Origin of the sequence: Roseburia sp. AM59-24XD (assembly GCF_003478445.1) — a bacterium.
Lineage (GTDB): Bacteria > Bacillota > Clostridia > Lachnospirales > Lachnospiraceae > Jutongia.
This window is the reverse complement of sequence record NZ_QUET01000003.1, coordinates 84,750-98,398: the sequence shown is the minus strand read 5'-3', so window position 1 is coordinate 98,398 and position 13,649 is coordinate 84,750. Positions and strand designations below refer to the sequence as shown.

General features: G+C 47.4%; 14 protein-coding genes. 1 reads left to right on the top strand and 13 read right to left on the bottom strand.

The features are described 5' to 3' along the window. Nucleotides 1-26 precede the first annotated feature (26 nt). From DXA20_RS02130 to DXA20_RS02120, 3 genes are all read right to left on the bottom strand, one after another. On the bottom strand, nt 27-1,475 hold the full coding sequence (locus tag DXA20_RS02130) for a nicotinate phosphoribosyltransferase (protein WP_118559110.1): 1,449 nt from the start codon (nt 1,473-1,475) through the stop codon (nt 27-29). 106 nt (nt 1,476-1,581) lie between these two features. Then, complete coding sequence (locus DXA20_RS02125) at nt 1,582-2,100, bottom strand: cysteine hydrolase family protein (protein ID WP_022306877.1); 519 nt, start codon at nt 2,098-2,100, stop codon at nt 1,582-1,584. A gap of 167 nt (nt 2,101-2,267) precedes the next feature. Further along, nucleotides 2,268-3,032: an NUDIX hydrolase gene (locus DXA20_RS02120; protein ID WP_022306878.1), complete on the bottom strand. Its 765-nt coding sequence runs from the start codon at nt 3,030-3,032 to the stop codon at nt 2,268-2,270. Between the two features lie 179 nt (nt 3,033-3,211). On the opposite strand from DXA20_RS02120, the gene DXA20_RS02115 reads away from it, so the two are divergent. Continuing rightward, nucleotides 3,212-3,634, top strand: coding sequence for a hypothetical protein (locus tag DXA20_RS02115; protein WP_118559109.1), 423 nt, complete (start codon nt 3,212-3,214; stop codon nt 3,632-3,634). A 120-nt stretch (nt 3,635-3,754) separates the two neighbouring features. Here DXA20_RS02115 and DXA20_RS02110 read toward each other — a convergent pair whose 3' ends face one another. The 10 genes from DXA20_RS02110 to DXA20_RS02070 all read right to left on the bottom strand — a co-directional run bounded on the left by DXA20_RS02110 (nt 3,755) and on the right by DXA20_RS02070 (nt 13,634). Further along, entirely contained in the window at nt 3,755-4,693 is a 939-nt protein-coding gene (locus DXA20_RS02110; RefSeq protein ID WP_243100495.1) for an L-lactate dehydrogenase, read from the bottom strand. A 458-nt stretch (nt 4,694-5,151) separates the two neighbouring features. After that, nucleotides 5,152-5,496 carry a zinc ribbon domain-containing protein gene (locus DXA20_RS02105; protein WP_118559107.1) on the bottom strand — a complete coding sequence of 115 codons (345 nt, stop codon included), beginning with the start codon at nt 5,494-5,496 and terminating at the stop codon, nt 5,152-5,154. A gap of 174 nt (nt 5,497-5,670) precedes the next feature. Continuing rightward, entirely contained in the window at nt 5,671-6,120 is a 450-nt protein-coding gene (locus DXA20_RS02100) for an Lrp/AsnC family transcriptional regulator (RefSeq protein WP_022306696.1), read from the bottom strand. Between the two features lie 146 nt (nt 6,121-6,266). After that, nucleotides 6,267-7,649, bottom strand: coding sequence for a C40 family peptidase (locus DXA20_RS02095; RefSeq protein ID WP_118559106.1), 1,383 nt, complete (start codon nt 7,647-7,649; stop codon nt 6,267-6,269). Between the two features lie 333 nt (nt 7,650-7,982). Continuing rightward, nucleotides 7,983-8,750 carry a transporter substrate-binding domain-containing protein gene (locus DXA20_RS02090; RefSeq protein WP_158577097.1) on the bottom strand — a complete coding sequence of 256 codons (768 nt, stop codon included), beginning with the start codon at nt 8,748-8,750 and terminating at the stop codon, nt 7,983-7,985. 27 nt (nt 8,751-8,777) lie between these two features. After that, complete coding sequence (locus DXA20_RS02085; RefSeq protein WP_118559104.1) at nt 8,778-10,028, bottom strand: sensor domain-containing diguanylate cyclase; 1,251 nt, start codon at nt 10,026-10,028, stop codon at nt 8,778-8,780. A gap of 110 nt (nt 10,029-10,138) precedes the next feature. Further along, nucleotides 10,139-11,182 carry a DUF975 family protein gene (locus DXA20_RS02080; RefSeq protein ID WP_118559103.1) on the bottom strand — a complete coding sequence of 348 codons (1,044 nt, stop codon included), beginning with the start codon at nt 11,180-11,182 and terminating at the stop codon, nt 10,139-10,141. Nucleotides 11,183-11,512: 330 nt separating this feature from the next. Continuing rightward, on the bottom strand, nt 11,513-12,562 hold the full coding sequence (locus tag DXA20_RS02075) for a glycoside hydrolase family 5 protein (RefSeq protein ID WP_243100494.1): 1,050 nt from the start codon (nt 12,560-12,562) through the stop codon (nt 11,513-11,515). Nucleotides 12,563-12,687: 125 nt separating this feature from the next. Beyond that, complete coding sequence (locus DXA20_RS16065) at nt 12,688-12,828, bottom strand: hypothetical protein (protein WP_158577096.1); 141 nt, start codon at nt 12,826-12,828, stop codon at nt 12,688-12,690. Beyond that, nucleotides 12,825-13,634, bottom strand: a complete 810-nt coding sequence (locus DXA20_RS02070) for a tRNA dihydrouridine synthase (RefSeq protein ID WP_118559101.1) — start codon at nt 13,632-13,634, stop codon at nt 12,825-12,827. Before DXA20_RS02070 ends, DXA20_RS16065 begins: the two co-directional genes overlap by 4 nt. Between the last annotated feature and the right edge of the window lie 15 nt (nt 13,635-13,649).

The following is a 13,649-nucleotide window of genomic DNA, read 5'->3' as shown; positions in this document are numbered from 1 at the left end:
TGCCGGCGTCACCAATATGCAATTTTCTATTTCTGCATCTTATAGAGAAGCTCCATCTTCATATCATAATAGTTCGGTGTCATATCCAGATAATGCACATGCGGATTCTCGAAACGCTGCTCCTCAAGCCACATTTCTTCCTTCATCTGCTGATTCACATAGGAACGGATCTCCTCCAGAGACGGCTGTTCATAAACCAGCTTTCCGTCCTTAAAGATCGGCACCTGAAGCTCCTTTCCGGTGCAGTTGTCAAAGGTTCGCTGGCGCCACGGAGCAACCGGATCCACATAGCGGAATGGCTTTGAAAGATCGATTTCTTCGTCGTATTTACCGATCAGATCTGCCACAGCCTTCCCCGTCTCATCATAGATTCGGTACACCTTCTTAAGTCCCGGATTCGTAATCTTTTCCACATTCTCGGACACCTTGATCCTCGGCTGGTACTCGCCGTCACGCTTCACGGCAGAGATCTTGTAAACAGCACCAAAAACCGGCTCACTCTTGGAGGTGATCAGACGCTCGCCCACACCAAAGCTGTCAATGCAGCCGCCCTGATCGATCAGGGAAGAGATCGTGTACTCATCGAGACTGTTGGATGCCACGATCTGGCAGTCCGTAAGTCCGGCGTCATCTAACATCTTTCTTGTTTTCTTGGAAAGATACGCAAGGTCACCGCTGTCGATGCGGACTCCCTTCAGACGTTTGCCCATCGGCTCTAACACTTCTTTGGCGATTCGGATCGCATTCGGTACACCGCTCTTTAAGACATCGTATGTATCAATGAGAAGTACGGTGCCGTCCGGATAAGTCTCTGCATACTTTTTAAAAGCGGTATATTCATCCTCATAATACATAACCCAGCTGTGCGCCATCGTGCCGCCTACCGGGATGCCGAACATCTCGCCGGAAAGCACGGTTGCCGTTCCGTTTACACCGCCAATGTAAGCTGCTCTTGCGCCATACACGGCTGCGTCCATGTTGTGCGCACGTCTCGCACCGAAATCAGACACGACTCTTCCCTGTGCCGCCCGTACGATACGGCTTGCCTTTGTTGCGACAAGAGACTGGTGATTGACCTGTAAAAGCACTGCCGTCTCCACAAGCTGTGCATCAATGAGCGGCGCAACGATCGTCAGAACCGGTTCATTCGGGTACATGATCGTCCCCTCCGGAAATGCATACAGATCTCCCTCAAATTTGAAATTCCGTAAATATTCAAGAAAATCCTCCTCGAAGATCTTCTGCTCACGCAGATATGCAATGTCATCGTCATCAAAATGAAGATCCTGAATATACTCGATGATCTGCTCAAGTCCGGCGAAAATAGAATATCCGCCGCCGTCCGGATTCTTCCGGTAAAATACATCGAATGCCACTCTTGCATCTCTGTCCTGCTCTCTGAAATATCCATTACTCATGGTCAGCTCATAAAAATCCATGACCATCGTTAAATTACGTTTATCAAACTGCTTCATTGTCATCACGACCTTTCTCTCTCCAGCACCAAACTAAAACATTATTATATTATGTTCTTATCCTATGATATTGGGGGCAAAAATATCTGACCCTTGTATCATCCTCTTAAATAACATTTACCTGACAGGACCGCATTGTTGCCAGTGCCGTCTCATGACTCTCCGGCGTCACGCCTGCACAGCATCTGCTGTCGACCGTCAAAGGTGTTTCCGGCAGCCACGCCTTTGTTCCAAGCACATTGGATACCACACAGATATCCGTACAAAGTCCGATAAATTCAATCGCTTCCGGGTTCAACTCTGCCAGATCCTGCATCAGCTCTCTGCTGCCAAAGGTCGGCTTTTCATAAGTATCCGCACCTTCTGCAAGCTCCGCGATCTCGTCTGCAAGCTGCCAGCCCCAGGTTCCACGGATACAATGCTTCACCGGAAGATTACGTCCCTCCTGCGTCTCCGGATAATCCTCGCCATGCGTATCGTATGTATACAAGACCACATCTCCGTTGTCCTGATATTTCCGGATCTTCTCCACTACGGCCGGCACGATTGCCTGCGCCTCCTTCGTGCCGAGACTTCCGGAAATAAAATCATTCTGCATATCCACAACTACTAATACTTTCGCCATATTAATCCAACCATCCTTTCCCTGTCTGCAAGCCTGCTGCCACAGACAATGCCATACCCGACTCCTATTCCGGTTGATCACGCTCTATCAGAGCCGATGCTTCGATTCACCGGTTGATCACGCTCTATCAGAGCCAATGCTTCGATTCACCGATTTGTCAGGTTCCATCAGAATCGATGCTCCCATTCCCCGCTCTTTTTGCGGTACAGACAGGACGGGCGCCCTGAGCTTTTCGTGTCCATTCCCCCGGTCTTTTCCACGCGGTCAACGATCCACCGGCGGAAGTTCGGCTTGTGAAGCTGTCTCCCCAGGACCGATTCATAAATGGACTGCAGATGCGTCAGCGTAAACTCCTCGCCCGCCAACTCAAATGCAATGTCGGTATACTCCACCTTATTCTTCAGTCTCTGCAGCGCCGTCTTGATCACCTTCTCATGATCAAACGCAATGTCCTCCTCCGACAGGCACACATCCTCCGAAAGAAGTGTAAGACGATCATCCGCACCCAGCTTCACGGTAAACCACTTCACCTTCGCAGCGTCATCGCCCGCCACCGGATGAAGCTTCGCCTTCGGCACCAGCGCCATATATGCCACAGAGATCACGCGCATCCGCGGATCTCTCCCGACATCGCCAAACGTATAAAGCTGCTCCATATAAATATCCGAGAGATCCGTCTCTTCCTTCAGCTCTCTTGCCGCCGCTTCCTCCAGAGACTCCTCCATCTCCACAAAGCCGCCGGGGATCGCCCACTTACCAAGAAACGGATGACCTCCCCTCTCGATCATCAAAAGCTCCAGCGAATCGTCCTTCTCCGGATTCACGGTAAAGATCAGCATATCCACCGTAACAGCCGGCTTCTCATAGCGGTTCGGATCATACTGCCGAATAAACTCCGCTTCTGTTAATCCATTTTGATCCCGTACTTCCACCGATCATTCCTCCTTCTTAAAATATAATTCTCAATTTGAGAATTATATTGTTTGAATATGATTATACTCTTTGGGAGAATTATGTCAACCCTCTCTCAAAAATTTCTGTTGCAAATCCGATAAAATAGATATATAATTGATGAACTTTACACGAAAATGCACAGAAACGGAGGAAATATATGAATGAATTTGAAGAATTTCTCATGTTTGCCGCACGTTTTATATTCATCCTCTCACAGAAGATTTACAACACCACATTGGATATTCTTGACTGGATTTTGTATGGGATCCATCTGATCTTATGGTATATCCGGCGCATCTGTCTCCGTATCTCTGTCTCTTCATTTGTAAGAACAATTGATGACTACATCTTTTTCTTCAAATGTTTTAAAGAAGGATGTCATTCCTGCCGCGCAATGCGTGATCGCCTGCCGCCCCGGTACCTCAGGCGCTGTCGCCGCCGTATTCAGAAAGTGTTTTTCTGCGGACTTTTCACCAGAGATCCCCGGAGACGCTTCAGCATTTCCCTGTATCTGCATGAGATGCCGTTGCGCATGTATTATTACTACAGTCTCCGGGACAGCCGGACGCACCATAAGTAATCGGATTCAAGGGACACCGCCGGTATTTGCAGTATTACAGCAATCGCACAGCAACGGGACAAGCCGCAGCATCCGTTCGGGATAGATCCCCTTTCACTCCTGCCCCGGCATCATAATGCTTTACATACACTCATCCAACACCTGGCTCAGCACGCGGATCGACTCCTCAAGCTGCTCGTCCTCTTTTTCATCAAGCTCAATCTGAATGATCTGCTCCAGACCCCCGGCTCCGACAATACATGGCAGGCTTAACGCCATATCACTGGCTCCATACTGTCCCTCCACCACGCCGGACACGGTCAGGATCGAATGCTCATTTCTCATGATGCATTCACAGATACGGCAAACCGCCATTGCCACGCCAAAGTATGTGGCTTTCTTACTCTCAATGATCTTATATGCACTGTCCTTTACCTGATCGTAGATCCTCTCCGTATCATTCTGATACTCGTCCGGCTGACACATGTCATAGAAGTCCCTCAGATCAATTCCGGACACATTGGCACTACTGAACACCGCAAGCTCGCTGTCCCCATGCTCTCCAATGATAAACGCATGCACACTTCGCGCATCTACACCAAGCTCGCCACCCAGCATACATTTCAGGCGCGCCGTGTCCAGCACGGTTCCCGAACCGATCACACGATGTCTCGGCAATCCCGAGAATTTCCATGCGGCATAGGTAAGAATATCGACCGGATTAGATACGATCAAAAGGATTCCCTCGACGTCTCTTGCCGCAATCTCACCCATGATCTGACGGAATATCTCGATATTTTTGTGTACAAGATCGAGTCTCGACTCCTCCGGACGCTGATTGCAGCCCGCTGTCACAACGATGATCGCACTGTCTGCAATATCATCATAATCTCCGGCATGAATTTTGATCGGCATGGCAAACGGCATACCGTGCATGATATCCATTGCCTCGCCCTCCGCCTTCTTGCGGTCCACATCCAAGAGGACCATCTCCGAAAACAGTCCGCTCTGCATGATCGTAAATGCTGTTGCTGCTCCTACATACCCACAACCGATAATTGCTATTTTTCTATTATTCATGTCTCTAACCATACCTTTCTACGCTCTGTGCAAAAGCACTTTAATCATTTCGAATTATTTCGCATGGTTAGTATTCCCATAAACAGACATTTTATGACTGCTGTTTATGGGAAATAAAATAACAAAAACCATCCGGGAATCTTGAAACAGATCCACAGATGGTTTTCATCTACATTATAAAATTATTACAGCGCTCCGGCAAAAGGTTCGAAAAAGCTTCGCTTTTCCTCACTCGCGGGCGTCTGATTTTCTCTGAGGCTTCACTTATAAACTCGCAAATCCGCTCTTTCAGAGCTCCTCCGCTTGTTTCACAAGCTTATTTACAGCGCTCCAGCAAAAGGTTCGAAAAAGCTTCGCTTTTCCTCACTCGCGGGCGTGTTCACATAGCGACCAGCCAGTTCCCTAGTGCAAGCACCGATATCTGGCTGATCACTATGTTCACTTTTGCCTTCGCGCACTTACATCTTTGCCCCGCATTTGCTGCAGAATGCGGCTCCCTCCGGGATTACTGCACCACACTGTGGACAGCATGCTCCGCCCTGCATCCGGACAACCTCGTCCTTCAGATCAGCGATCTCACTTAAAAGTGAGCTGACATTGGCGATCTGCTCATCAGCGATCTCGCCTTCCTTCTGCATATCGTAGTAACGCTTTCCGAGTGCAATGTACTCTTTATTCAGTGCATCCTCTTTGGATTTGATATCGAGCTTGAGCTTCGCTACACCGGATACTTCCTTCGCCTTCTGACTTACATCTCTGCCTGCGGTAGTCAGAGTTTCCTTCATACTATCAAAAAATGCCATATTCATTACCTCCCTGAATCCTTTTGAATCCAACTGATACTGTGGATTGCTTCATTGCAAAGCAATCTCGTAATCCTACATCATATTATATATGATTATCTGGAAAAATCAACGCTTATCTCCGGCTTCTGCTTCTCCCGGTATCTCCGGACAATGCATTGAAAATCCTGTTATTTATTCTATGATCACACCACGATGCTCTACCGATGTCGAGAAGACGATCAGTGTATTCGTCCTGCCGTACTCCTGGAGCTCGCCAATAAACTGATCAAGCTCCGAGGTGCTCTGAAACAATACCTCCAGAAGCATCGAATAATCTCCGGTCACACAATTGCACTCCACAACATTCTTACACTCCTTAATATATGGATAAAACTTCTTCTTATCCTGCGGTATCACCTCAAGATTGATAAACGCTTTGATGTGATATCCCATCACCTCCGGATTGATCTGCGCATGAAACCCTTCAATATATCCTTTATTTACCAGAGTCTCGATCCGGGCAGATACTGCCGGTGAAGACAAATATACCTTTGCGGCGATCTCCTTGAGCGGAATCCTGGCATTTGCCTGAAGCATCTTTAAGATTTCAAAATCAATATGGTCTAGTTCGTTCTTTTTCATATTCCGGTACCTCCCCGTCCTTCTCTGTCCTGTTTTTGGTACTTTGCTTAATTTATTTGTGTATAAACGAGCAAAACGGCATAGTTTCCTAGAAAACTACGCCGTTGTATAAATAAAATATAGCATATCTATTTCATTTTGTCAATTTAGCCTACAATTCGTCTTGCACATGCCGGCTGGTTGTAATACATGCTGGAGGTTGTGATGCCGGTACGGGCTGACTGTGCATGAACAACACGTCCACCACCGATATACATTGCCACATGACCAACACGTCCGCCGTGCTTGTAGAAGATCAGGTCGCCCGGCTGTACGTTGGAAAGGCTTACGCTTCTTCCGCATCCAGCCTGTGCTGCTGAGGAATGTGGAAGGGAGTAACCATACTGACCATAGATCGTCATGGTAAATCCGGAGCAGTCAGCACCGTTTGTCAAGCTTGTACCACCCCATCTGTATGGGTTGCCGACAAACTTCTGTGCATAGCTTGCGATATCTGATCCTGTTGATCCACTTGCTGATGCCGTACTTGATGAGCTTGAACTACTGCTTGATGATGAGCTGCTTGAGCTCCTCCGTGAGCTGTAGCTGCTTCTTGATGAAGTAGAACGTCTGCTTGAGCTGCTTCTTGATGATGAACTGCTGCTTGTGCTTCTGGTAGAACGGGAAGCGGCAAGAGCGGCAAGTCTCTGTCTCTGTGCTCTCTTCGCAGCCAGCTTTCTGCGATGCTCTGCTTTGATCTCAGCCATGGACTTTGCATGCTTGAATCTTACATGAAGAGTAACATACTCTTTACGAACATAACCCTTGGTATCTCCATCAATCTCGATCTTGTACCAGTGATCGGTTGACTTGATCACATCATAATTTTCTTCAATTGGAATCTGTGTTAAAATCTTTGACTTGATATCTGCTTTCTTACGAACATTCAATGTGACAACAGATGTCTTAACACGAACATATTTCTGTCCATACTTACCGATCATCTTCTTCGCATCATCACCGATCGCAAGATAACTCTTCTTAATATAACCGGTTACATTGCCGGAACGGATCTTTGCCCAGCCGTTCTTGGTCTTTAATACATCTGCGGAACAGCCCTTGTAAAGTCTGCCGACGATCTTACTGTGGGTGTTTGGCTTTCTACGCACATGTACATAGTCACTTGCTGTAGAGATTGCCTTAACATCCATATCTGTCACAAGACCCTTGTCCACACGCTTTGGCTGATCATTCTTCTTCGGTGCTTTCTTCTTGACCGGCTCCGCCGTTGCCTCTGTGGTTGCCTCCGGTGTTGCAGATACGGAAGCCTCCGTCGCTGTCTGTGCCGGCTGTGAAACCGATGAATTTATAATAGAATCCTTATTATTAGATGAAAACTTGTCCAGAGAAAGAGAGATTCCTGCCATATTCAGTTCACGACAGATATTCGCTGCTGTAGGAACGACAAACGTTACGGCAAACCCTGCAATCAGTGTTGCTGTAAGTCCCAGACAAACTGCTTTCCTTTTAAATCTTCTCGACTTTAACATATCCAAAATCCTTTCTGTAAATCGTACTTCTTAATTCTATGTCTTCCTTATTCTGTATAAAGTTCTATGTCCATCAAAATATTACATAATTGTTACACGTTATTAACAATTATAGTAACATCGCTCTAATTTGTCAACCTGCATTTTGTGAATTTTTTAAGAAAATATTACCGTTTTCTGTGCATATTTCACGAATAACATGCGAAAAGTCCTACTTCCAATCGAAGCAGGACTTTCTACCCATGTAGATATATTGTTATATATTTCCAGTATATTGTGTTCTACTTGTGTGGTCACTTCCGAAATATTTCGGTAACTTCCGGCAGCTCTGCACTATTTACGTACAATGACAACCTGTTTCGCTGTGGTGTACGGATCCGTAAAATCAACCTGTTTCCGGCGCTCCTCCGTGATCGTCATCCCTGCCACGCCGACATCTGCCATCTTACGCTCTACGTTTGCCAGAATGGAATCGAAAGCTGTATCATTTATCTCAAGATCCATATCAAGCATATCGCAGATAGCTTTCATAATATCCACATCAATGCCGACAACATTTCCTTTGTTATCTTTGCTTTCATAAGGAGGAAACTCCGCATTTGTCACCATGACCAGCTTGCCACCGGAATGCTTTTTCTTTTGCCATTGATACGCCGTCTTCTGCTCACCCTCCTGCAGCCATGCTTGCCGGATCGATGCAAGTGTTCCGTTCTGCTCGAGCTTTTCCAGCGCCTCATTGATCTTGTCACGCAGACCGGTCTCTTCTTTATTGACAGTGATGCCGTACTCTTCCTTCGCATACGGTTCCTCAAGGATCTTCACATCACTATACTGCGCCGCAAACACCTTCGCCGGAGCATCATCGATCATCACAGCATCAACTACACCCTTGCGCAGAGCCTTGACCGCATCAATGCCCTTGTTAAACTGCTTCGTTTTGGCATTCTTGATATCACTGGCATAAATATCTCCGGTTGTTTTCATCTGAACACCGATCGTCTTTCCTTCCAGATCGTCCAGCGAGCAGATCTTATCCGCCTTTCTGCCGCAGCCCGTAAACAGCATACAAACCGCAAGCAGCAATATCCATGATCGCTTCATTTTCATCCCTGCCTTTCCCATCCTGCCTTACATCACAATCTGATCGCGTCCTCCGTTTTTACCAACATACAGCTTTTCGTCTGCCCTCTTGATCACCTTTTCATAGGACTCTCCCGGATCACTCTGTCCCATGCCAAATGTCATTGTCACCCGGATGGTCTGATCTCCATAGCGTACCTGCAGATCCCTGATTGTCTGCTGCAATTTGTCGATTCGTTTTCTTGTCTCCTCCAGATTCATACAATAAATTACAAGAAATTCCTCGCCGCCCCAGCGGCTTGCAAAGCCATCCTCACCGACATTTTCCCGGATCTGCGCAGAGATCGCTGTCAGCACCCTGTCTCCTGCTGCGTGACCGTAAGTATCGTTGACTTTCTTGAAAAAGTCGATGTCACACATCACTGCTGTGTATTCTGCACGCTGTCCCACCAGCACCTCAAGCATTTGATTGCCGCTCCGGCGGTTGTATAACGCTGTCAGCGCATCCATTTCCACCAGCTTCTGCAGATTCGTCCGCATTTTATCGGCGTATATTCCGATATCTCCAAGCTCATCCTTGCGGTTGCGGATCCTCTCGTCAAGCGTCTCCCCGAGCGTACCCTCCGATATCGTCTGCAGAAAATGATTGATCGTGTTGATATCCCGGATCACCCCGGAGGAATATTGTCTGGTGCAAAGCATCGCCACCAGCACTGCGACCAAAGAAAACAGGACAAATCCCAGCAGCGTTCTCAGGATCTTCTGATACACAAGTGTCAGCTTCTTGCCGGCAAATACCATTCCAACCGGTTTGTTTCCATCATTCTCCAGTGCCTTGTAATAACCGATGTATTCCGTCCCATCAACATCGACATGATCAGCATAATAATCCTTTCCTTCTCCGAGAACCACATCCGTCACTTTCTTCTCCGCGCTGGTGCCTGCCGCAGAAACACCGTATTGATCCTCAATCGTGGTAAGGATACGGGTACCTCCCCAGAATATAGTGGTATCAATGCCCGACTTTTCCTTGACCTTATACAGCATCGTGGAGTCAGTGATGTTCATATTGCCCTTCAGCAAAATCCCATTCTCGTACTGATAATCCCCCCGCACGGTAAGATCCAGGCAATCGACCATCATCGTGGTCGTGGAAGCAAGCTCGTCCCGGATGCTCTGACTGTAAAAATGATAAAACAACAGCACTCCGATGCTCAACACAAATACAGTCAGGATCACGGTCGGTAATGTCACCATCAAAAGCAGGCTTCTCCGAATACTTTTTCGTTCTCCGCTCATAGCCTCCCCCCTTCATCTGTCACCGACAGCTTCTCTGCCGGACAGCGTTTCGTAAACCCCCATGCCAAATACTTCGTTTGATCGGTCAGCTCAAAGCTGCCGCACCCAAATTAATTATCCGAGAAATACTTCTGGTCATAACCGCTGTTTGATGTGCCGTTCGTCGGATTCTGACCATTCTGGTCATAACCGTTCTGATCGTAACCTCCCTGCGTCTGGTTATTCCGGGTATAACTATTCTGTTCATAACCATTCTCGTTATAATCATTCTGTGTCTGACCGTTCTGCCCATAACTATTCCGGTTATAATCATTCTGTGCCTGACCGTTCTGCCCATAACTATTCCGGTTATAATCATTCTGTGCCTGGCCGTTCTGCCCATAACCGTTCTGTGCCTGACCGTTCTGTGTATAACCGTTCTGATCATAACCGGCGTAATTGCCATAACCTCCGTTGCCGTAGGTATCCTTGCCGCTGATTCTGTGATAAAGCGCCGCATCCGTAGCTGCGATATATGGTCCCACCCAGAAAATATAGAGAATACCAAGTGTGATTCCGCTTAACAGAACCCAGCCGACAAAGGAGATATCCAGCACAAAGGTATCCCACTTATTGCCTTGCATCATTTCCTTGCTTCTTGCAAATATTTCTCCGCTGCTCATTTCCGGATACTCCGCCAGAAGGTACGGCACCATGCGGTACTCATATGCCTTGATCACACCCGGGATTACAAAGAGAAGACTCCATAATCCAATAAACAGAGATTTCAGAAATTGTGTTTTCACACAGTTCCAGTAATTCTGCGTAAATCCGTCTGCGATCAGCCCAAGCTCCGGATCCTCTGTCATACTACGGCTGAAAAAGCCCCTGCAGCCTACCTCCAGAACATTAAATACAAAGACACTAAGAGCTAATGCGATCACAACAACGACAAGCACAATGATCACAGCGATCATTGCCACCTGCATATTGATCCCTTCAAACATGGAGCTTGCACCGCTTCCTGCAGAGTTATCGCTTGCAGACCTGCTGCCGACACTGGAAGCCCCTCCGCCTATCATTGATAAAATAAATGCTACCAGTACCATTTTCCAATAGTACATCTTCACTGCCGCTTTCGCTCTGATCTTTAATTCCGCTCTCGTCCAACTCATCCTGTGTTACCTCTTTCCGCGCTCCTTTGCGCATTTGTTTTGTTCACATTTTCAATGCAGTCGAAACCACTGAAATGTCTGTTTTTCAGCATCTGTTTCTTATATTATATAATACCCTATCAGATTTGCACAACTCATTTTTACAATTAAGTCACAAATTATTAAAATTTACCATTTAATTTCACAAAATATTTCCAAAAAAGGTATTGCATTTTTCGGTAATTTGTTATAATTTGTAATAGAAGAGTTAACTTTACATATTATCTTTTATTTGTTTCCCCTTTATAAAGAGGTCACCCACTTCCCCCGGGTGACCTCCATTTTTTGTCTTTATTTCGTCTGATCAAAATACCACTTGCCTGCCGGCGAGAGATCGCTTCTCGTCCAGCCGCTTGTCTTATTGCAGGAGCTTTCGATCAGAGCAGATGACTCATTCTTATTGCACAGACTCCATGCGGTATAACTGATATTGTACTTATCCAGAAGCTTCATCCACTTGCGCGCAGACGCCTTATCCAATGCGCCGTTACCGGATGCATCGCAGATGCTGAACTCCGTTACCATTACAGGGAGTCCCTTTTTGTGCGCTTTCTTAAGCTTATCCTGAATCCATTCCTTATGCGTTGCTGCATAGAAATGAAGCGCATACATCACATTCTTACTCCTGAGCGGACTCTGTGCCACAACGTCCACATCCTGCGACCAGGTCGGTGTTCCGACAACGATCACGGCGTTCTTGCTGTACTTTCGGATCGTACCGATAATGGTCTTAGCGTATGGCTTGATATGCTTCTTCCAGGTGACGGCGCCGTTCGGCTCGTTGCAGATCTCGTAGATCACATTGTCCTGACCGGCGTACTGCTTCGCCATCTTTGCAAAGAACTTCTTAGCCTCCGCCTTATGCTTGTTCGGGTTGCCCTCGCTGAGCACATGCCAGTCAATGATCACATACATACCAAGCTCTGTGGCATACCGCACACCCTCCTGCACTTTCTTGACAGCCTCTGTACCATAGCCCTCTGACTTGTTGGTGTACATGGCAAGACGGATCGTATTGATGCCAAACTTATCCCGAAGCGTTCGGAATGCCTCCTTGTTCACATACTGTGGGAACCACGCAATACCGTGTGTGCTGACGCCCTTCAGACGAAACTTCACATTCCGGCTGTCCATCAGATCGGTTCCCGATACATGGAGTGCCCCATGCTGCTCAACCGGTGTTGCATCAGCCGCCCTTGCCGTTGTAGTCAGTGATGCCTTCCTTGCCGACTGCACCGCGCTGCGGGTCCGGTTCATGCCAATGCTCTTATAGCCTGCCACTCCAGCTGCCACCAATATAACTGCAAGTAATCCCCACATCCATCGCTTTATTTTCTTCATATCCCTTCCCATACCTTTCTCTTGGTCGTAGTCATCCCGCCGTTTACTGCCCTGACAACTGCAGACGACTTTCATTTTACAAACTTCGTTTGTATTGATGCGTATTATATACATACGCATCCCGCTTACCTCTCCCGGAATACCTCCGGAAAAACCTCCTGCATCAACCGCTGATATCCATCTAACCGCTGTGTTTTGTGGATCCTTTTACGAAGCTTTCTGCCATCCGGCATACTGTCCGCAAGAAAGCCCCACAGCTCCTTCATCTTGAAAAGCACCGGCTGCCCCGGTCATATGCCTCACAGTACGCCCGGCATACGGCATCGGCATACTTCCCGATCCGGGTAATATCCCCCGTCACCGGCTCTCCCTTAATCGCAAGTGCCAGCCCCGGATGCGTCAAAAGTCCCCTGCCGATCATAATGCGGGAGACCTCCGGAAAACGGGTGTGGATCCGCTCGTAATCCTCCACCGAACAGATATCACCATTATAGCACAACGGCATACGACAGCGCTTCACTGCCTCTGCAAACATATCAAGATTCGGCGTATTCTTATAATAATCCTTCTGCACTCGCGGATGAATGATCAGCTCCTCCACCGGATACTGATTATAAATATCGATGATCTCCAAAAACTCCTCGGGATCATCAACGCCAAGCCTTGTCTTGATCGATATCTTAAGCGGACACTTCTCATAGATTTCCCGCAGAAAACGGTCCAGCGCCACCGTCCTTGCCAGAAAACCGGAGCCTTTCCCCTTGGACACCACGGTTCTTGCCGGGCAGCCAAGATTTAAGTTGACCGTGTCATAGCCAAGCTCTGCCATCTGATCTGCAACCCGCAGAAACTCTTCCGCACGGTTGCTCATGATCTGAGGAATCAGACATCCCACCGAATTATTGTCCGGCAGGATGTCTCTCATCTCCTTGTTGCGCAGCCGTCTGCTGTCCGTCGCTGTGATGAATGGCGTAAAATAACGGTCAATCCCTCCGTAATATGTTTCATACACATTCCGGAACACATATCCGGTAATGCTCTCTAAGGGTGCAAAGTACACCTGCATTGTCATTCTCCTCTTCTAAAC

What these genes read in the sequence shown, in the direction of transcription:
- DXA20_RS02130 (WP_118559110.1), bottom strand. Translation starts at nt 1,475, where the DNA reads ATGAAGCAGTTTGATAAACGTAATTTAACGATGGTCATGGATTTTTAT.
- DXA20_RS02125 (WP_022306877.1), bottom strand. Translation starts at nt 2,100, where the DNA reads ATGGCGAAAGTATTAGTAGTTGTGGATATGCAGAATGATTTTATTTCC.
- DXA20_RS02115 (WP_118559109.1), top strand. Translation starts at nt 3,212, where the DNA reads ATGAATGAATTTGAAGAATTTCTCATGTTTGCCGCACGTTTTATATTC.
- DXA20_RS02110 (WP_243100495.1), bottom strand. Translation starts at nt 4,693, where the DNA reads ATGAATAATAGAAAAATAGCAATTATCGGTTGTGGGTATGTAGGAGCA.
- DXA20_RS02105 (WP_118559107.1), bottom strand. Translation starts at nt 5,496, where the DNA reads ATGGCATTTTTTGATAGTATGAAGGAAACTCTGACTACCGCAGGCAGA.
- DXA20_RS02100 (WP_022306696.1), bottom strand. Translation starts at nt 6,120, where the DNA reads ATGAAAAAGAACGAACTAGACCATATTGATTTTGAAATCTTAAAGATG.
- DXA20_RS02095 (WP_118559106.1), bottom strand. Translation starts at nt 7,649, where the DNA reads ATGTTAAAGTCGAGAAGATTTAAAAGGAAAGCAGTTTGTCTGGGACTT.
- DXA20_RS02090 (WP_158577097.1), bottom strand. Translation starts at nt 8,750, where the DNA reads ATGAAGCGATCATGGATATTGCTGCTTGCGGTTTGTATGCTGTTTACG.
- DXA20_RS02085 (WP_118559104.1), bottom strand. Translation starts at nt 10,028, where the DNA reads ATGAGCGGAGAACGAAAAAGTATTCGGAGAAGCCTGCTTTTGATGGTG.
- DXA20_RS02080 (WP_118559103.1), bottom strand. Translation starts at nt 11,182, where the DNA reads ATGAGTTGGACGAGAGCGGAATTAAAGATCAGAGCGAAAGCGGCAGTG.
- DXA20_RS02075 (WP_243100494.1), bottom strand. Translation starts at nt 12,562, where the DNA reads ATGAAGAAAATAAAGCGATGGATGTGGGGATTACTTGCAGTTATATTG.
- DXA20_RS16065 (WP_158577096.1), bottom strand. Translation starts at nt 12,828, where the DNA reads ATGAAGGAGCTGTGGGGCTTTCTTGCGGACAGTATGCCGGATGGCAGA.
- DXA20_RS02070 (WP_118559101.1), bottom strand. Translation starts at nt 13,634, where the DNA reads ATGACAATGCAGGTGTACTTTGCACCCTTAGAGAGCATTACCGGATAT.